Raw genomic sequence first — 19,100 nt, forward strand, 5'->3', positions numbered from 1 at the left:
TATTTCGTCATTTCCAATAGTCGGTTAAAACCGACTTTAGCTTTTAGACAGGGAATTTATTCCCTGGCTTCTTCTTCTGGCTGCTTCTGGCTTCTTCTTCCTTAATACCCTCTAGGAGAACCATCACCACGAGGATCTGCTGCTCCTTCCAGAGTACCATCTTCTTTAACTGTTATGGCATTTCCATTACCCCAAGGTATAGTTTCCTTAATTGTGTGTCCCCGACGGCGTAAATCTGCCAAAGTTAAAGCATCTAAACCCCATGCTTCTACTCGCAATTCATCAGGTAGCCACTGGTGATGTATCCGTGGGGTAAAAACCGCTGCACCCACATCCATTTTATATTCTAAAACATTCACAATAATTTGCAATACTTGAGTAATAATCGTACTACCACCAGGCGCACCAACAGCAATCAGCAAGCGATTATTTTCAGTAACAATGGTGGGTGTCATGCTAGAAAGAGGCGTTTTTCTGGGAGCAACACTGTTAGCTTCATTCCCCACTAATCCAAAAGCATTTGGTACTCCTGGTGCAGCAGAAAAATCATCCATTTCATTATTTAAAGCTATTCCTGTTCCCGGTGTGACAATCCCCGCACCAAAGCCGAGATTAATTGTAAAAGTTAAACTAACAGCGTTTCTGTCTACGTCAACTACATTTAAATGACTCGTTTCTGTTGATTCATGAAATTTTGAAGTTTTGAGTCCAGGTTTTATTTCTGTTGATGGTGTCGCCATATTCATGTTAATTTCTTGGCGGCGTTTTTGAGCATAAGCTGGACTAATTAATTCAGAAACGGGGACTTTCACAAAATCAGGATCACCTAAATATTTTGCGCGATCGCTATAAGCAATTTTCATTGCTGCTATCATTAAATGTATAGCGTCGGGATGATGCCATCCTAATGATTGTAAATCTGTATCACCGATAATATTTAAAATCTCCAATAAATGAACCCCTCCTGATGATGGTGGTGGCATAGAACAGATTTTAGCCTTGCGAAAGTTTCCACATACAGGAGTTCGCCAAATTGGTTTGTAAGCTTTTAAATCTTCGAGAGTAATTAAACCGCCATTTTTTGCCATATCTGCGGCAAGGATTTCGGCAGTTTTCCCAGTGTAAAAACTTTGGGGATTCTCAGCAATCGCTTCTAAAGTTTTACCTAAATCTCGCTGTATGAGCTTTTCTCCTGGTTGATAATATTCACCATTGCGAGTAAATATTTCCTTAGCGGCTGGGTTATTTAGTATTGCTTGTTTACGGATTTCGTAAGCTGGAAAAGAACGCCAGGAAACTCTATTACTAATCATAAAACCATTTTTAGCAAGTGCAATTCCTGGTTTAACAACTTCTTGCCAAGGTAACTTACCATAACGACGATGGACTTCATACATTCCCGCTACAGTTCCGGGAGTTGCTACTGCTAAATAACCAGTAATACTCGCACCAGGGCGCACTTTTCCATTAGCATCTAAATACATATTTTTAGTAGCTTTTATCGGTGCGCGTTCTCGAAAATCTAAAGCTTTAATTTCCCCTGTTTTTGCAGAATGTAATAGTAAGAAACCACCGCCACCAATCCCAGCAGAAAAAGGTTCAACAACCGAAATAGCGAAGGTTGTAGCTACTGCTGCATCTACCGCATTTCCGCCTTTTTTTAACATTAAAAGTCCGGCTTCACTGGCTAAGGGATTGGCGGAAACAACCATCCCTTTTTTAGTGTGGAGGGGTACGGTGACAGTAGCTGATACAGCTTGGCAAGTGAGGACAGCACCAAGGGAGATAAAAGAGAAAATGAGACGTTGGATTTTAGTGATTATGGGCATTTTTAATTGTATTTTCAGTTAAAATAATCATAAAATACCCAATTCATCATACCACAGGATGCCGGGCTATATCTAGTATGTTATGGTAAATTGCGTTCTATATTTATCTCCTTTCTCTCCACCTCTGCGTCCTCTGCGCCTCTGTGGTTCGTATCAAATAAGATGACTGATGATTTGTGAAAATGCTATTAGCAACGTTATCCATGATATTGGGAAAAAATAAATATGAAACTAAATATTTAGACATTATGGGTATTGATTCCGTACAAACATCCATGTTAAGCTATGTAGTAACAAGTAACATCTAGTTTATACATTTTGCATCTCACCTTGATTAACCAGGAGTATCAAAAATGCCAGTAGGGTTGCCTGAATTTGTGGAAAACCCAGAAAATCGTTGTCCGGTAATTCTCTTGCTAGATACTTCCGGCTCAATGTCAGGAGAACCTATCCAGGAGTTAAATAGAGGTTTGGCGGCTTTCAAGGAAGATGTGATGAAAGATGCTCAAGCCTCTTTAAGTGTAGAAGTGGCTATTGTCACCTTTGGACCGGTGAAACTGACGCAAGATTTTGTCACTATAGACCATTTTACACCGCCCAAGCTAGAAACAGAAGGTGTCACACCAATGGGTGAAGCCATTGAATACGCTTTGGATTTATTAGAAACCCGCAAACAGACTTATAAAGATAACGGTGTCCATTATTATCGTCCTTGGGTGTTTTTAATTACCGATGGTGCGCCTACAGATTATTGGCAAGGTGCAGCGCAAAGGGTGAGTGAAGAAGAAGCACAGCGCCGAATGTTGTTTTTTACTGTTGGTGTTCAGGGTGCAGATATGAATAAACTCAGACAAATTGCCCCTCCAGAACGTCCTCCAGTGACCCTGAATGGCTTAGATTTTCGTTCTTTATTTGTTTGGCTTTCCACTTCCATGAAACGGGTTTCTAGTGGCAAAGTAGGGGAAGCTGTAGCATTACCGCCGGTGGGATGGGGGCAAATTACTACTTAGAGGGTGTCTGAAATGTTTTCAATACTTTAATTAACCCCTCTCCAAACCTCTCCCCGCAACGGGGAGAGGCTTTGAAACCCCCATTCCTTTGTAGGTAGGGGGAGATAGAGGAGGGTTTTTGGAGAAAGATTAGATTTTGAGGATTTATTTATTGTGGGTTGGAAAGCTATAGCGCGTTCTGCTGTGGGAACGAGTCATCAAGAGCAAAAAATACGTTGTCAAGACTGCGGAAATTGTCGCATTTTTAAGGATGTGATTGTGGGCGCAGTTGCTGATGGTGCTGGAAGTGCTAAATATTCTCATTTTGGTGCTGAATTGGCGGTAGAAACTGTAATTAAATGCTTTGCTGATATTAATGAACTTCCCGATAAACAAGGTTTTACTCAACCACTTTCGGAAATGGAAGCTAAGGAAGTTTTTACTAAGTTTGTCAAGGATGTTATTACTGCATTAAACAAAAAAGCAGATAATAATGATTATTCTGTTCATGATTTAGCTTGTACTCTTTTAGTTTTTATAGCGACTCCTGAATGGGTTGCAGCTATGCAAATTGGGGATGGATTTATGGTGGTGCGTTCCCAAGATGCAGAATATAAATTATTGTTTGAACCAGATAAGGGGGAATTTTTCAACGAGACAACTTTTGTAACTTCAGCTAATGCGCTGGAGGAAATGCAGGTACAGGTAATTTCAGGAAAACAAGAGTTTATTTGTGCTTCTACTGATGGATTAGAAAAAGTGGCAATTCGTTTGAGTGGTTGGAAACCTCATGCGCCATTTTTTAAACCTTTGGAGGAATATTTGCGAGAAACAGATAAACCAGGAGGAAATGATGATAATTATATTATGGATTTTCTCAATTCTGAAAGGTTAAATTCTCGTACTGATGATGATAAAACTTTGCTTTTGTGTTGTTTTGAAAATTAACCTATCACTCTGAAAACCTCTCCCTAACCCTCTCCTACGAGGAGAGGGGACATGAAAAAATTAGTTTTCATGCAGGGGTTTTAAAGCCTCTGTCCTTGTATGGGTATTTTTCAAGAACCTCTCCCTAACCCTCTCCTAAGAGGAGAGGGAACAAGAGAAAATGAGTTTTCATACAGGGCATTTTAAAGCCTCTCCCCTGCAAGGGGAGAGGTTTGGAGAGGGGTTAAAAATTGATTTTGCAACTTTTCAAATACCATTTGATATTTAATTTAACCTATCTAATTAAAATTATATGACAGTTCTTACCTGTGCCAGTACGGGAAAATCAATTACTCTGTTGGGTGAAGAGATTGCTAATAGTGGTGAAGCGAAAGTTTGGCGAACTAATCAAAATGGTTATTTAGCGAAAATTTACCATTCTCCAACACCTGAACGGGTGCGGAAGTTAGCGGTAATGATAGCAAATCCACCCACAGAACCAAATTCCCATCTTCATCATGTTTCTTTTGCTTGGCCTAAGTCGGCGTTGAAAAATGCTCAGGGTGATTGTGTGGGCTTTTTGATGCCAGAAATTAAGGATGGAAAAGAACTTCTTGATGTTTATAATCCCCGTCGTCGCAAAGCTTTGAAACTTGAGATTGATTGGCGGTTTCTGCACACAACGGCGCTGAATATTGTCTCAATTATTGAAGCACTGCACGCTGCTGGTTATGTATTGGGAGATATTAAACCACAAAATATTTTAGTTAATAATCGGGCTTTACCTTCAATTATTGATACAGATTCTTTTCAGGTAAAAAATCCGAAAAATGGTAAGGTTTATCGTTGTTTAGTTGGTTCACCAGGTTATACACCACCGGAATTAATGGGAAAAGATTTTGATATTATTGAACAAACGGAAATACATGATAGATTCCGGTTAGGGGTAATTATCTATCAATTATTATTTGGTGGTAATAATCATTTTCAGGGAAAATGGACAGGTGCGGGGGAACCTCCAGAACCTGATGAAATTATTCGTCGGGGTTTATGGCTGTATTCACCAAATAGTTTGATTGAACCTGTAGCGAGAACAATTCCCATGATAATTGTTCATCCAGCAATTCGGGAATGTTTTCTCAAATGCTTTAATGATGGTCATAAAAATCCCAATTTACGCCCCACAGCTAGGGAGTGGTTGGAGGCTTTAAGAACAGGGAATGATAATTTAACTATTTGTGGCAGGGTAGATAGTCATTATTATAGTAGAACTTTTGGTAATTGTTATTGGTGCGATCGCTCTACAAATCTTGGTGTTGATATTTTTCCTGGTGTTGTGAAAGCAAATTCATCTGTTGTTATTGAATCAACATCACAGGTGCAAATTATTGACAATGAGTTCATAGGAAAGGTACTGCAAACCCTCACTGGTCATTCTTACTCGGTTATTTCAGTAGCATACAGCCCCGATGGTCAAACCCTGGCTAGTGGGAGTGATGACAAGACTATCAAACTGTGGAATGTGAAGACGGGAAACCTACTGCAAACCCTCACTGGTCATTCTGCCTGGGTTAATTCATTAGCATATAACCCCGACGGTCAAATCCTCGCCAGTGCAGGTGGTGACAACACTATCAAACTGTGGAATGTGAAGACGGGAAACCTGCTGCAAACCCTCACTGGTCATTCTAACCAGGTTTGGTCAGTAGCATACAGCCGCAATGGTCAAATTCTGGCTAGTGGGAGTAGTGACAACACTATCAAACTGTGGAATGTGAAGACGGGAAACCTACTGCAAACCCTTACTGGTCATTCTAACTCGGTTATTTCAGTAGCATACAGACCTAACGGTCAAACCCTGGCTAGTGGGAGTAGTGACAGAACTATCAAACTGTGGAATGTAAAAACGGGAAACCTACTGCAAACCCTCACTGGTCATTCTAGCTGGGTTAGGTCAGTAGCATACAGCCCCGATGGTCAAACTCTTGCTAGTGGGAGTGATGACAACACTATCAAACTGTGGAATGTGAAAACGGGAAAGCTGCTGCAAACTCTCACTGGTCATTCTAACTGGGTTAGGTCATTAGCATACAGCACCGATGGTCAAACTCTCGCTAGTGGGAGTGGGGATAAGACTATCAAACTGTGGAATGTGAAGACGGGAAACCTACTGCAAACCCTCACTGGTCATTCTAACTCGGTTATTTCAGTAGCATATAATCCCGACGGTCAAACCTTGGCTAGTGGGAGTGATGACAAGACTATCAAGATTTGGCAGGTTGCAGCATCTATCGCTACTCCATATTCAGTCCAGCAAACTCAATCTCAGGTTTCGCCACCACCAATTTCTAAACCTCCGAGTCAACCTGTCATCACCCAAGTAACAGTAACATCTACTACAAATACTTCATCTTCAGTTCAGCAACCTCAATCTCAGGTTTCGCCACCACCAATTTCTAAACCTCCGAGTCAACCTGTCATCACCCAAGTAACAGCAACATCTACTACAAATACTTCATCTTTAGTTCAGCAAAATCAATCTCAAGTTTCGCCAACTAATCAGTCTGGAAATCTATCTCATCAAGTCTCTCAAACACCAGTTTATAAACGTCTAATTCAAACTGTCATCACTCAAACGCTTCAAATAAAGTCTTTTGCAAAGAATATCGACCCGGAGTTTCTATTTCCATTACTAAGAACTGCCGCCATACTGGGATTAATGGGAACTCAAATCTATGGCTATGCACGTTATCGCGTGTTTCCAGTCAATCCCATATCTATAATTGCAAATTTACCTAGTAGTATCTCTTTAGAAAAAACCCTTGAAGGTCATTCTGACTCGGTTAGTTCAGTAGCATACAGTCCCAATGGTCAAACCCTGGCTAGTGGTGGAGGTAATGACAAGACTATCAAACTGTGGGATGTAAACACGGGAAAGCTACTGCAAACCCTTGAAGGTCATTCTGACTCGGTTAGGTCAGTAGCATACAGCGCCGATGGTCAAACCCTGGCTAGTGGGAGTATTGACAACACCATCAAACTGTGGAATGTAAAAACGGGAGGGCTACTGCAAACCCTCAAAGGTCATTCTGACTCGGTTAGGTCAGTAGCATACAGCCCCGATGGTCAAACCCTGGCTAGTGGGAGTATTGACAACACCATCAAACTGTGGAATGTAAAAACGGGAGGGCTACTGCAAACCCTCAAAGGTCATTCTAACTGGGTTTGGTCAGTAGCATACAGCCCCGATGGTCAAACCCTGGCTAGTGGTAGTTATGACGACACTATCAAACTGTGGAATGTAAAAACGGGAGGGCTACTGCAAACCCTCAAAGGTCATTCTAGCTCGGTTAGTTCAGTAGCATACAGCCCCGATGGTCAAACCCTGGCTAGTGGTAGTTATGACGACACTATCAAACTGTGGAATATAAAAACGGGGAAGCTACTGCAAACCCTCAAAGGTAATTCTAGCTCGGTTACTTCAGTAGCATACAGCCCCGATGGTCAAACCCTGGCTAAAGGTAATTCTAGCTCGGTTACTTCAGTAGCATACAGCCCCGATGGTCAAACTCTGGCTAGTGGGAGTATTGACAATACTATCAAACTGTGGAATGTAAAAACAGGAAAGCTACTGCAAACCACAGGAAAGCTACTGCAAACCCTTGAAGGTCATTTTTGGTTTGTTGAGTCAATAGCATACAGCCCCGATGGTCAAACCTTGGCTAGTGGGAGTAGTGACGACACTATCAAGATTTGGCGGTTAAAGTAGTCATTAATAGGATTTTGTTAGCAATCGTCTATTTTATCATCCTGTAAATCCTTTAATCCTGGACATCCTGATTCTGACAATTTTACTAACCTATTTCCTCACCATAAATCTATGAATCATAAAGTTTTTTATCTTGATGGTAAAAAAATAAATAGCAAACAAACATTTTTAAAACAAGCTGCTGAAGCAATGGAATTTCCTACATACTTCGGCAATAACTGGGATGCTTTTGATGAATGTATCACCGATTTAACATGGTGTCCGGCTCAAAGATATGTCATATTATATGATCATGCTGATATCTTTGCTCAAGCTGAACCGACACAGTACCAAATAGCATTGGATATTTTAAATTTAGCCAAAGAATACTGGGAAGCTAATAAGATTCCTCTCAAGTTTTTAGTTATTAACAAATAGGTAAAATTACATTTTCACTATTTGGAGATTGTTGGTTGTGGTTGTCAGAATCAGGATAACCAGGATTTAAGGATGTACAGGATTGTTATTTATAGATTTTCTGTGAATATTTAATGATGATATTTATTGAATAATAAACATATATTCTCTCTCGGACAAAAACCATAAGTGGTAAAAAACATCCTGTTAATCCTCTAATCCTGGATATCCTGATTCAGACAATTTACTTATTCCCCGACTTGCTTAATAAAGCCACAAAACCAGCTTGAACAAAATGAATATCAGCCGTTACAGCATAAATTAAACCCTGTTCTTGCATCACAATAAATGAGATACAATCTGTTAAACCCCAATTTTTATCTTGACGACTGTGATAAAGTTCCAGCGCACCCATAAGAAGCGGTGTATCTACACTGACAACTTTGATATTATCTGTTTGATAACACTGATTAATAAACTGAACTGATGCTGTGCGGTTCACTGCACTTAAAGCATTACCAACTTCTATTAAAACTGCTTCTGTTATCCATACTTCAACGGCATTTTTCACCCTTGGTAATAATGCTTTTGCTTGAGTATGGTATTGATCATTCTTGTTTAATAGAGCCTGAATAAATACCGTATCTAAAAATAGTCTTTCCTGATTCATTCTCTGATCTCATTGTCATGTTTAGGATTACCATATAAATAGTGATCATGTTGACTTGACCAATCACTTGGTGCTTCAATAGTTCCTGTTAATGCCTCTAGCACATCCCAAGCATTACCTTCATTTTCTATATCTTCTAGTGATTCAGTAAAAAGAGGATTATCCTTGTGCATCCCTGCAAATTTCAGCCAGGGATGTTCTGTTTTATCTGGTTCAATTTCTAAAGTTACTATTTCTGGTTTTCGGGCTTGAAAAAGTTGAATCAGATTATTTAAAGCTTCTTCTTTATTCGCACCTAAACCTTGACATTCTGGTAAACTTAACAGTGTAGCTTTAACCGTACCATCTGCTTGATTTTCAATCAACACATCATAAGTTAACTTGGGTGCAATTGTGGAAAGAGCATTTTTAACAGCTAAAATCATGATATTTTTACTCTTCTAACTCTAAAATGATTATAACATAATACTTAAAAATAGTTAAAATTATCATCTGCATGATTTTAAGATTTATAGAATTTTATTAGCGATCGCCAATTTTATGGACAAAACAATGAATCAAAATAATTTATTGGCAACCTTGCAAGAAAATCGCTTAATGCAAACAGAAGAACAAGTTACAAATTTTGAAAATGCTTTAGCTGAAATAGCTGAAAATCCTGATGAAAATAAATTATCTGCCTATCATCTAATTTTAGATGATCAATGTCAACAGCCAGAAGTGATGTTTAGCTTAATTCATTTTCTGGAATCTTTTGATATGGAAAAACAAATTACAGCATTTATTGAAGTCGTTCCACAATTAATGGTAACAGCACCTGAATGGACAAGAATTATTCACAGCCGGATTTTAAATGATGTATCAGCGTGTCGAGTTTATCAAAATCTAAGTAATTGAACAAAAATATTTACAGTCATTGCGAGCGAAGGGAAGCAATCACAACCCTTGCGATTGCTTCATTTCACTTCGTTCCATTTGCAATGACATTGTGTAATTAATTCTGTCTCACTACTTATTACATTCAGCTAATTTAAACACTCCTCATTTTCTCTATCATCTCTTGGAAGAAAGTATTATCAATAAATTGGAAATTAAAGAAAGTGTATTAACGTGATTGTCAGAATCAGGATTACCAGGATTTAAGGATGTACAGGATTTGATTGACTTTTTACCTAATGAAGATAAATGTAATATTCCATCATTCCCAATAGTCGGTTTAAACCGACTTGAGCTTTTAGACAGGGAATTAATTCCCTGGCTTCTTATTTGGAGATTGTTGGTTGTGGTTGTCTGAATCAGGATAACCAGGATTTAAGGATGTACAGGATTGTTATTTGTAGATTTTCTGTGAATATTTAATGATGATAAATTCTGATTCAGATAAAAGCATATTCTTGATCCTGCATAAAAACCTTTATTTCATAAAAAACATCCTGTAAATCCTCTCATCCTGGATATCCTGATTCAGACAAAATAACATCCTGTAAATCCTGATTCTGACATTTTAATACTTATATAAATTAAGATATACTCCAATCTTCCAAACGCAAATTAGGCACTTTTTCAAAATCTTTCCAATTACGAGTTACTAAAATCCCATTGACTGATAATGTAATTGCAGCAATGCGTAAATCTTGAGTACCAACGCGGATTTTTGTCTTTAATTCACTGTAAATATTGCCAGCAGCTTCGCTAAATTGCAGGACATTCAGACTATTAATATCTTCTAATGTATCCTCTAACCTAGCATAAGCTAATACTAATTCACTTGATGAATCAGCCCTACTAATAATATTCATCCGTCCTCTTATTTGTTCACTAACTGTAACAATAGTTATGGCAATATCTTGAGGATTAAACATATTTAATCTTTGTCTGATCAATGTATTTCCTCTTTGCAATAATGATAGATGATCAGTGTCTAGTATTCTTAAATTATTCACTGCTTTACTTATCTTTATTCATTATTTGCATCTAATTCACGACGATATTCTTCTATATATTCCAACATTTGATCAAAGTGTGGATCATCTTTATACTTACCTGCTATTTTCATCCAAGGATTTTCAATTTGAGGAGATTTAATTTCTAAAGTGACAATCTTAGCATTTCCTAAACGAACTTGTAAAATCTTATCTAATTCTTCTATTGCTTCCGTTTCTGTATTCCCTAAACCTTGACATTCTGGTAAACTTAATAATGTCGCTTTCACAGTACCATCTGCTTGATTTTCAATCAACACATCATAAGTTAACTTAGGTGCAATTGTGGAAAGAGCATTTTTAATAGCTAAAATCATGATATTTTTACTCTTCTAACTCTGAATTGATTATAACATAATACTTGAAAATAGTTAAAATTATCGTCTAGATGATGTTAAGATTTATAGAATTTTATTAGCGATCGCCCTTTTTACCTGATGAAAATAAATGTAATATTCCATCATTCCCAATAGTCGGTTTAAACCGACTTGAGCTTTTAGACAGGGAATTAATTCCCTGGCTTCTTATTTGGAGATTGTTTGTGGTGGTTGTCAGAATCAGGATAACCAGGATTTTAGGATGTACAGGATTGTTATTTATAGATTTTCTGTGAATAGTTAATGATTATAGATTATGATTCAGAGGAAAATATATTTTCTATCATTCACAAAAACCTATATTTCCTAAAAAACATCCTGTTAATCCTCTAATCGGTGGATACCCTAATATAGCTTGCGCCACGCTATGTTATCAGACAATTTACTTATTTCCTAACCTCCTAGTAACATTAGGAAATTTTCAGCGAAATAAAAATATTTTCATGATTGACTTGAGAAAAATCACACATCGCGCTAGTCTTCATAGCGTCAACCCGTGAAACTCAAACCATGACAAACCACCCCCAAATACCCCCCTGTACCTGGAAACGTCCCATTGGCTTAGGCTGGGAGAAACCCTACACCGTCCGTTATCCCAGTAATATAGATGATGGTCCCTGGCACGGAATGCCTCTTGGTGGCTTTGGTGCAGGGTGTATAGGACGTTCTTCACGGGGAGACTTTAACCTGTGGCACATTGACGGGGGAGAACATACTTTCAAAACCGTTCCCGCTTGTCAATTTAGTATTTTTGAATCGGGACAAGCTTACGCATTATCTACCCAACCCCCAGAAGATCATACACTGCAATCTTGGCAATGGTATCCACAGTCTCCCCTCTCTCTGGACGGATTGGGGTCAGGTACATATCATGCACTTTATCCCCGCAGTTGGTTTGTTTATGAAAATGTTTTGAAAACTCAATTAACTTGTGAGCAATTTTCGCCAATTTGGGCAGATAATTATCAAGAAGCAAGTTATCCGGTTGCGGTTTTTTTGTGGAAAGCGCACAACCCTACAAATGCACCAATTACTATTAGCATTATGCTAACTTGGGAAAATATGGTGGGTTGGTTTACCAATACTTTGAAATCTCCCGAAGTTAGAGTTAGAGATGATGGTAGTCCAGTTTATGAATATCTACCACGTTGGGGAGAAAGTCAAGGAAATTATAATTGTTTAGCAGAAGATCATCAATATTTTGGTTGCGTTTTAGGTCAAGTTTCTAATAGTCGAACTGTTCAAGAAGGAGATGGAACTTGGTGTATTGCGACTACTAAAAATCCCCAAGTGGAAATATTTCATCATTCCCGATTTAATCCTGTGGGTAATGGTGAAGATATTTGGCAAAGTTTCTCTGCAAATGGTTCTTTACCTAATTATCTAGATGAAACTCCCGCAGATGAAAATACTCGTTTAGGTGCAGCAATTGCGGTGCGTTTTACTTTGCAACCTGGGGAAAGTTTGGACGTTCCTTTTGTATTAAGTTGGGATTTCCCCGTTACGGAATTTGCAGCGGGGGTGAACTATTACCGCAGATATACAGACTTTTTTGGTTGTAATGGTGAGAATGCTTGGCAGATTGCCACTACTGCTCTTAAAGAATATCAGAATTGGCGATCGCTCATCGAAAATTGGCAAAACCCCATTTTAGAAAAATCAGACTTACCTGACTGGTTCAAAATGGCTTTATTCAACGAACTCTACGATTTAACCAGCGGGGGAACTCTCTGGAGTGCCGCCTCGGAAATTGATCCCGTTGGTCAATTTGCCGTGTTAGAATGTTTAGATTACCGTTGGTACGAAAGTCTCGATGTGCGGTTATACGGTTCTTTTGGATTATTGATGTTATTCCCAGAATTGGAAAAGTCCGTAATTCGCGCCTTTGCTAGAGCAATTCCCCAAAGCGATGACAAAACTAGAATTATCGGTTATTATCTGACTATCAAATCGGAAAGTCCTAACGCAGTTCGGAAAATTGCCGGTGCAACACCCCACGATTTAGGCGCACCCAATGAACACGTTTGGGAAAAAACTAATTATACTAGTTATCAAGACTGCAACCTCTGGAAAGATTTAGGTTGTGACTTTGTTTTGCAGGTATATCGAGATTTTCTGTTTACCGGTGCAAATGATACCCAGTTTTTAGCAGATTGTTGGGATGCTATTGTCCAAACTCTCGATTATGTGAAAACTTTTGATCTCGACGGCGACAGTATACCAGAAAATTCTGGCGCACCTGACCAAACTTTCGATGATTGGCGCTTGCAAGGTGTCAGCGCTTATTGTGGTGGTTTGTGGTTAGCTGCTTTGGAAGCTGCTATTGCTATTTCTAAGATTTTAACGAACCACAGAGGCGCAGAGGACACAGAGGTAGAGGTACAAGGGTCTATTTATCAAGGTTGGTTAAATCAATCAAAACCAATTTATCAGGAGAAGCTTTGGAATGGTGAGTATTACCGGTTGGATAGTGAAAGTGGTTCTGATGTAGTTATGGCTGACCAATTGTGTGGGCAATTCTACGCTCGTTTATTGAGTTTACCAGATATTGTCCCCAGCGATCGCGCTTTATCCTCCTTAACAAAAGTATATGATGCCTGTTTTCTCAAGTTCCAAAATGGTAAATTTGGCGCTGCTAACGGTGTTCTTCCCAATGGTTTACCAGAAAATCCCAATTCTACCCATCCTTTGGAAGTTTGGACAGGCATCAATTTTGGTCTAGCAGCCTTCTTGGTGCAAATGGACATGAAAAATGAAGCCATGCGGTTAACTGAGGCTGTAGTTAAGCAAATTTACGACAATGGCTTACAATTCCGCACCCCGGAAGCTATCACCGCTAATGGCACTTTCCGCGCTAGTACCTATCTCCGCGCTATGGCTATTTGGGGAATTTATTTGCTAATTCCTTAAATCAAAATTTCTTTATATCCCCGACTTCTCTAAGAAGTCGGGGATATTGTTATTCTTGTTATTCAATTTTATTTTCCCGTTGTTTCCGGAATTGTGCGAAAAAATCAGTAATGATTAAGAGTTGAGGAACTTAAATCTGAAAATAAATGTCTTAAAATCCACTTTTTTTCCTTATTTAGCCACAAGGATAACTTCTAAACCCACACAGAACATAAGATTAGTCGTTCTCACCAAACATAGATAAATTTTCTGCTCAAGTATCATGGGGTTGACTGGCGCTCGCAAAGCCACTGGAAAATGAGAAGTTAGTAGTTAGCTAATAAATCACATCAGTAATTGCGTTGGGTAGAGGCTGTGGCAATGATAGCACGTTAAAACGGTAATCACTTCAAGTAACTTTTTTCCCAGACACAGTAAAGACAATCACCAATTCCCTACTTGATTTAGGGCTATGGTAGATTAAAAGATTGAAATTACCTACCCTAAAGAATTCCCCAATCTAGTTGACGACAGATGAGTGTAAAAATATCAGCAGTTGCAGGATAGTTGAATAAAGCAAGGACAGCAGGAGCTTTATCAAGCTATTTAGTCAGGTTGGTCAGGTTCAAATGCGGTTGTTGGTATCTATGACTGGCAGTATTGGCGATAAGTTCCCAGTTAGTTCGCAAATATTCAAAGATTTTGATTCAGAGCGAACTGCTTGCAGCAGCAGTAGTTTCCTCCGGGACGCTCCGCGAACGCTATCGCTTGAAAAAATACACCTGTTGTTTAACAGCTTAAACAGCTTGGGAGTTACACTATAACCTCCTCATTTTTATCTGTCAAGCAATTACATCAGAAATTCTTGGGAAAGTTATCCAGAAAATTATCCAGAAAATCCGAGTTGGTAATTCCTGCTTAACCCTGAATAGCAGCAGTTCACATCTGGAAATTTTAGCCGATTTAATTTATTAAGAATTACTTAGCCACAGGGACTCAATCCTGACTCAATACCGAAGTATCGGCTTTACCCAAAAGAATCAGCAGCCATTGACAATAAATAATCATAGCTATTCCTACCAAATTAGCTGAATGAACATTCTGTAATCTTACTTATAGCAATAAATTGTATACATATAATTAGCAGGTTACTAATTCCAGTTGATGGCAATAATGCCTAATAAATAAATAGCTATGAGTAACCAAATAAGATAATAGTTAAATGTTCATGGTGACACGGTTTTTGTTATCCACATCTAGCTGGATATCTTCTTTATCCAGAAATAACTATCTTGATAAAATTAATTAGTTAGCAATATTAGATTATTAACAAGAAAATATTTTACTAATTTTTGAATTATTTATTAATTGATACTTGTATCCATTTGTAAAAAACGTAAATCCATAAAATGCTTACACAGTAAGAGATTTGGTTGAAATAAGTGTAAATTTAAGCATTTGTTTTTCTGATAAAAATTTAATTCATTTGGGTACATACGTTCATTAAAACTATTTATATACTAGGAGATTAGGTAGACCATGTTAGTGGTGTTTTTGTCTTGTATGACAATGATAACATCTGCCATTGAGATTAAAGTGGGGGGTAACACCCCTCATTTTTTGCCAAGTGGGGACAAAACCCAAACTTGCACAAGACATAAGTAAATATCTAGATAAGTTCAGTAAATTTAACTTAAATCTTGCCACCTTGGCAGATGACATTAGCGACAAAAAATAGTATAAATAAAAATGTGGCTTTTGAAATTGAGAAATTAATGGTTTTCCTGATTCCACTGGTGCAATTGTCAGCTTTTACAGCAAAGGCGGCAGAATCAATGGTAAGAAGTTATACAGCAGTAACTAGGGTGAAGCCAAAAATTTCCACTTGGAAGTTTCAACAGTAAACAACGGCATCTACGAAAAGCTATGTCGAACTCAATTCCTCTCGGTAGAAATCAGAAAATTTGGTAAATTTTTACCTTTGATTCATTAGTAAGTATAAATCTGAAGCCCAGACGCAATTAATACATATTATCTCTGTGAGCTATAGATATTACTAATTGAAAACTGTAAAACTTCCTAGAAAATCAGGGTATACACGGCAAGCACAGTAGTACAGAGGCTTGATTAAAAACAATCAGGTTTTCAATCACAGGTCAGGTTATGAAAAAAATCATCAGGTCAAATGCGTTTTTTAGCTCAGTTCAACGGGTGGTTTTAGAGATGCAGTTCTCTAAAATCCGTTCTATCCAGGTATCCATGTTGGCAATTACCGTATTTTTGCAACAAGTTGTTACTATTTTCCACATCTGCCACCAATTGATTATTTATAGGTTCTGGTCATTCCCGCAACCGCAATTTGGCTGAAGACCATCGCATTTGCAGAAACTGGACTAATTTATTTACTCAATTCAAAAATAACTAAGATCATGAATCAAGATATTGCTGGCAGTGGTAACAACTTAGAACCAAAAATCCATCCCGAACAGTTAGACCAAGTAGTGGAAGCGATTTTAGCAGGGAAGTATTCTTGGGCTTGTGTTTTAATGTTACGATTCGTGGGCTATAATCCAATGCACTATATCCCTTATCGGACTTATAACCGCATTCTCAAAGAAAATGCTCGTATGAGTCGCTCCCATCCCCAAAATAATGAAACTCTAAAAATTGCTAACTCCACCACAGAGAAAAGATCCGAAGGTAATCTGGCATCTAACTGTTTAAGTAAGATTAAGGATATAGATATAGCCTATATGGAAGTGGGAGGAAAACATCATGCTGAATCACGCGCCAACGGTAGAGAAAAAAAGTCGGCATAGTTGCTGATAATCTCGTAATTGCTTGTTACTCAGATCAGTTGATCGGCAATGTGAGTAACTGCAATTACTGACTTGTTGTAAAAATCTGCCAGAATGGCAAATACACACTGATAACATCCTATAGATTAGAAATAGCAACCTAAACAAAGATTCATGGCAGACTAATTGCATTTTTCCCAAAAACTGTTTGCGTTTGCCCATGAAAGAGCAGACTAATTGCGGTTTTCCCAAAAAACTGTTTGCGTTTGCTCATGAAAGAGCAGACTAATTGCATTTTTCCCAAAAACTGTTTGCGTCTGCACCACATGAAAGATAGGGTCTGATTGTTTTGGCATTCAGTTCCTGATTAATTAAATAAATTCTTCATTAAGACTGATGAACCATAACTAAAGGTGGTTCTTTTTCCTAAGAAGTCTGAATGCTTTTCAATTAGGGTGGTGGATTACCCTAATAAAATTGATATGGCTAGATAACTTCTACTACCAAATTTTCTGTAACTGAGGTTTGGCTAACTTTAGTTATTAAGGTAGGTGAGGAAAGGGAAGGATTATGGTCAAATCATGCTCTTACTTACAAATTTTTACTGTTATGTCAATTGGCAATTGATATAACGTTGACACTCCCCGCTCTCTAAAGAGACGGGGATTCTTAAAACCAAATAAATAATCTTAATGCCGATATCAATGCGCCTCTACTGATTTCAGTAGAACTTAATCCTAGTAGTCTGTCAAATAAATTTTGACGGATAAAGAAAAAATGAACCACGTTCGCGGAGCGTGCCGTAGGCATTAGGGCGCAAAGAGCGCGAAGGAAGAAGGAAGAAGAAAAATTTATTTACCCGTCAATTAGTTCTTGACAGACTACTAAGTAGGTGAACACAATAAAACCAATCTGTGTAACGATACCTTGTCCAAATCGAAAAAAGTCTTGATTTGTAGGTTGGATTGAGGTACGTTCACGTATCCCTGACGGGAGGGTGTTAGCCATAGTGTGGCGATAGCTTGCGTGGCGACGTAGGAGCCATAGCCATAACCCAACAAATGCGTCGGGTTGCGCTGTCGCTTAACCTGACCTACAAAAAATGGACAAGGTATTGGTGTAAAGAAAAGTAAAATCGCCCAAACCCTCTTCACTCTTGCCTCTTGCCTCCTCTTACCTCTCGCCTTGCTATAACGACAATTTTCAACGCCAATCTACTTACTCGATATATTTTTATCAACTTTAAGTTAATATGAATTTTCTATAAAGTCTTCATGAAGTTTAGATGAAGATTTTATTTTTTATATAAATTTTAGAAGAAGATGTAGCAGAATTTAAAGATAAGAACTAAAGCTTTGTCACTTTTTTATCTAAACTAAATGACTAACGCCATGCTATCAGACAACCAATTTCATATTTAAGAAAGTTTGCTGATGAGAGTTTTCTATTTTTAGGATAGTGTAAGAGATAGATTACATCCTGCTTAAGTTTATTTAGTGTGAGGCTACAATTTTTGAAAAGTTACGTAATTGTTAGTTAGTTATAACTGCATAAATTAATTAACTGAAATACCAGTGTTTATCAATAGACTCCCATCTCAATTAGGGGTAATATCATTCCCTATGTAGATTTTTGGCATTAGCAAGCTAAATCTTGGGAGTTTGTTTATGGGTGTTTTGCCAGACAATGCTGTTTATTGGGGGGACACAACAGCTATGCCTGTTACATAGATATTGAAAATTAAATGAATATTCAGGAAACATCCTACAGATTAAATATTGCATATCTGTGAAAGTTTTTGCATCTGGATTTTAGGAATAGATGTAATAGATGAATTTGCCCGAATCTGAAAGTAGAAAGCAACTGGTAAGAATTATGTCATCTTATTCTCATCAAGATCAGGTTGTGAATATTTACGATAATTATGAAAGTAAGTTTTTAACACCTTTTCAGCGAAAGGTGTTGCTAAAAAATTTACAAAATAATTCGCAACCAGAATATCGGCGACGAATTGAGATTATGTTGTTAGCAGATATGGGAAAGTCACAAACTCATATTTGTGAAATGATTGGTTGTTCTCAGGAGATGGCGAGATACTGGATCGGTATTGCTGAGGCGGGGATGGCGCATAAATGGAATCAGCGACCATTGGGTAGACCAAAGATTGTTAATGATGAATATATTGAAAGATTAAAGGAATTAGTTAATTGTAGTCCCCGTGAATATGGCTATGCTTTTGGTGATTGGACGGCTCAATGGTTGAGTAAACATTTGGCGAAGGAGTTGGGAATTCAAATTAGCGATCGCCATATTAATCGCCTCCTTAAACAAATGGGACTGTCTACTAAACGCAAAAGTTCCCCATTGATAACTACTGAAAATCAGGATTTAGCAATTAAAATTAGTGATTTGCATTCTCTACCTGAACCTAGTTTTCATTGGTCATTTAATCTCATGCAGACCAATAAATAATA

15 protein-coding genes are annotated in these 19,100 nt (G+C 38.0%); 9 read left to right on the forward strand and 6 right to left on the reverse strand.

Annotated features, from left to right (window positions below; genetic code table 11):
- Positions 1-101: 101 nt before the first annotated feature.
- On the reverse strand, positions 102-1,829 hold the full coding sequence (gene ggt / locus NG743_RS04880; protein WP_257121615.1) for a gamma-glutamyltransferase: 1,728 nt from the start codon (positions 1,827-1,829) through the stop codon (positions 102-104).
- 353 nt (positions 1,830-2,182) lie between these two features.
- Between ggt and NG743_RS04885 the strand changes: the two genes are divergently transcribed.
- The 4 genes from NG743_RS04885 (at position 2,183) to NG743_RS04900 (ending at position 7,931) form a co-directional block, all read left to right on the forward strand.
- A complete protein-coding gene (locus NG743_RS04885) occupies positions 2,183-2,839 on the forward strand; it encodes a vWA domain-containing protein (protein WP_027404614.1) in 657 nt (218 codons plus the stop codon).
- Between the two features lie 153 nt (positions 2,840-2,992).
- Positions 2,993-3,766, forward strand: a complete 774-nt coding sequence (locus NG743_RS04890) for a PP2C family serine/threonine-protein phosphatase (protein ID WP_257121616.1) — start codon at positions 2,993-2,995, stop codon at positions 3,764-3,766.
- A 292-nt stretch (positions 3,767-4,058) separates the two neighbouring features.
- Positions 4,059-7,514 (forward strand): WD40 domain-containing protein, encoded by a 3,456-nt coding sequence (locus NG743_RS04895; RefSeq protein WP_257121617.1) that lies wholly within the window; start codon positions 4,059-4,061, stop codon positions 7,512-7,514.
- Positions 7,515-7,625: 111 nt separating this feature from the next.
- A complete protein-coding gene (locus NG743_RS04900; protein WP_257121618.1) occupies positions 7,626-7,931 on the forward strand; it encodes a barstar family protein in 306 nt (101 codons plus the stop codon).
- Positions 7,932-8,154: 223 nt separating this feature from the next.
- Here the strand turns inward: NG743_RS04900 and NG743_RS04905 are convergent, their stop codons facing one another.
- The gene (locus NG743_RS04905; protein ID WP_257121619.1) at positions 8,155-8,580 is read right to left on the reverse strand and encodes a type II toxin-antitoxin system VapC family toxin; all 426 of its coding nucleotides are present in this window, start codon (positions 8,578-8,580) and stop codon (positions 8,155-8,157) included.
- Positions 8,577-9,005 (reverse strand): hypothetical protein, encoded by a 429-nt coding sequence (locus NG743_RS04910; protein ID WP_257121620.1) that lies wholly within the window; start codon positions 9,003-9,005, stop codon positions 8,577-8,579. The genes NG743_RS04905 and NG743_RS04910 overlap by 4 nt, the downstream gene beginning before the upstream one ends.
- 127 nt (positions 9,006-9,132) lie before the next feature.
- On the opposite strand from NG743_RS04910, the gene NG743_RS04915 reads away from it, so the two are divergent.
- On the forward strand, positions 9,133-9,477 hold the full coding sequence (locus tag NG743_RS04915) for an Imm30 family immunity protein (protein ID WP_257121621.1): 345 nt from the start codon (positions 9,133-9,135) through the stop codon (positions 9,475-9,477).
- Positions 9,478-10,100: 623 nt separating this feature from the next.
- On the opposite strand, the gene NG743_RS04920 is transcribed toward NG743_RS04915, so the two are convergent.
- Together NG743_RS04920 and NG743_RS04925 are read right to left on the reverse strand one after the other, a co-directional pair.
- Positions 10,101-10,523 (reverse strand): type II toxin-antitoxin system VapC family toxin, encoded by a 423-nt coding sequence (locus NG743_RS04920; protein ID WP_257121622.1) that lies wholly within the window; start codon positions 10,521-10,523, stop codon positions 10,101-10,103.
- Between the two features lie 14 nt (positions 10,524-10,537).
- A complete protein-coding gene (locus tag NG743_RS04925) occupies positions 10,538-10,879 on the reverse strand; it encodes a hypothetical protein (protein ID WP_257121623.1) in 342 nt (113 codons plus the stop codon).
- A gap of 570 nt (positions 10,880-11,449) precedes the next feature.
- Here NG743_RS04925 and NG743_RS04930 point away from each other — a divergent pair.
- The 3 genes from NG743_RS04930 to NG743_RS04940 all read left to right on the forward strand — a co-directional run bounded on the left by NG743_RS04930 (position 11,450) and on the right by NG743_RS04940 (position 16,647).
- Positions 11,450-13,849 carry a GH116 family glycosyl hydrolase gene (locus NG743_RS04930; protein WP_257121624.1) on the forward strand — a complete coding sequence of 800 codons (2,400 nt, stop codon included), beginning with the start codon at positions 11,450-11,452 and terminating at the stop codon, positions 13,847-13,849.
- A gap of 1,679 nt (positions 13,850-15,528) precedes the next feature.
- Entirely contained in the window at positions 15,529-15,732 is a 204-nt protein-coding gene (locus NG743_RS04935) for a hypothetical protein (RefSeq protein ID WP_152540518.1), read from the forward strand.
- A 525-nt stretch (positions 15,733-16,257) separates the two neighbouring features.
- Entirely contained in the window at positions 16,258-16,647 is a 390-nt protein-coding gene (locus tag NG743_RS04940; RefSeq protein WP_257121625.1) for a HetP family heterocyst commitment protein, read from the forward strand.
- Between the two features lie 834 nt (positions 16,648-17,481).
- Here NG743_RS04940 and NG743_RS04945 read toward each other — a convergent pair.
- On the reverse strand, positions 17,482-17,634 hold the full coding sequence (locus NG743_RS04945; protein ID WP_257121626.1) for a hypothetical protein: 153 nt from the start codon (positions 17,632-17,634) through the stop codon (positions 17,482-17,484).
- 867 nt (positions 17,635-18,501) lie between these two features.
- Between NG743_RS04945 and NG743_RS04950 the strand changes: the two genes are divergently transcribed.
- Positions 18,502-19,098 carry a helix-turn-helix domain-containing protein gene (locus NG743_RS04950; protein ID WP_027404603.1) on the forward strand — a complete coding sequence of 199 codons (597 nt, stop codon included), beginning with the start codon at positions 18,502-18,504 and terminating at the stop codon, positions 19,096-19,098.
- Positions 19,099-19,100 lie beyond the last annotated feature (2 nt).

The organism is Dolichospermum heterosporum TAC447, assembly GCF_024584745.1.
In the GTDB taxonomy this organism is placed as follows: Bacteria; Cyanobacteriota; Cyanobacteriia; order Cyanobacteriales; family Nostocaceae; genus Dolichospermum; species Dolichospermum heterosporum.

What these genes read in the sequence shown, in the direction of transcription:
- NG743_RS04900 (WP_257121618.1), top strand. Translation starts at nt 7,626, where the DNA reads ATGAATCATAAAGTTTTTTATCTTGATGGTAAAAAAATAAATAGCAAA.
- NG743_RS04910 (WP_257121620.1), bottom strand. Translation starts at nt 9,005, where the DNA reads ATGATTTTAGCTGTTAAAAATGCTCTTTCCACAATTGCACCCAAGTTA.
- NG743_RS04895 (WP_257121617.1), top strand. Translation starts at nt 4,059, where the DNA reads ATGACAGTTCTTACCTGTGCCAGTACGGGAAAATCAATTACTCTGTTG.
- NG743_RS04930 (WP_257121624.1), top strand. Translation starts at nt 11,450, where the DNA reads ATGACAAACCACCCCCAAATACCCCCCTGTACCTGGAAACGTCCCATT.
- NG743_RS04940 (WP_257121625.1), top strand. Translation starts at nt 16,258, where the DNA reads ATGAATCAAGATATTGCTGGCAGTGGTAACAACTTAGAACCAAAAATC.
- NG743_RS04885 (WP_027404614.1), top strand. Translation starts at nt 2,183, where the DNA reads ATGCCAGTAGGGTTGCCTGAATTTGTGGAAAACCCAGAAAATCGTTGT.
- ggt (WP_257121615.1), bottom strand. Translation starts at nt 1,829, where the DNA reads ATGCCCATAATCACTAAAATCCAACGTCTCATTTTCTCTTTTATCTCC.
- NG743_RS04925 (WP_257121623.1), bottom strand. Translation starts at nt 10,879, where the DNA reads ATGATTTTAGCTATTAAAAATGCTCTTTCCACAATTGCACCTAAGTTA.
- NG743_RS04945 (WP_257121626.1), bottom strand. Translation starts at nt 17,634, where the DNA reads ATGGCTAACACCCTCCCGTCAGGGATACGTGAACGTACCTCAATCCAA.
- NG743_RS04905 (WP_257121619.1), bottom strand. Translation starts at nt 8,580, where the DNA reads ATGAATCAGGAAAGACTATTTTTAGATACGGTATTTATTCAGGCTCTA.
- NG743_RS04950 (WP_027404603.1), top strand. Translation starts at nt 18,502, where the DNA reads ATGTCATCTTATTCTCATCAAGATCAGGTTGTGAATATTTACGATAAT.
- NG743_RS04915 (WP_257121621.1), top strand. Translation starts at nt 9,133, where the DNA reads ATGAATCAAAATAATTTATTGGCAACCTTGCAAGAAAATCGCTTAATG.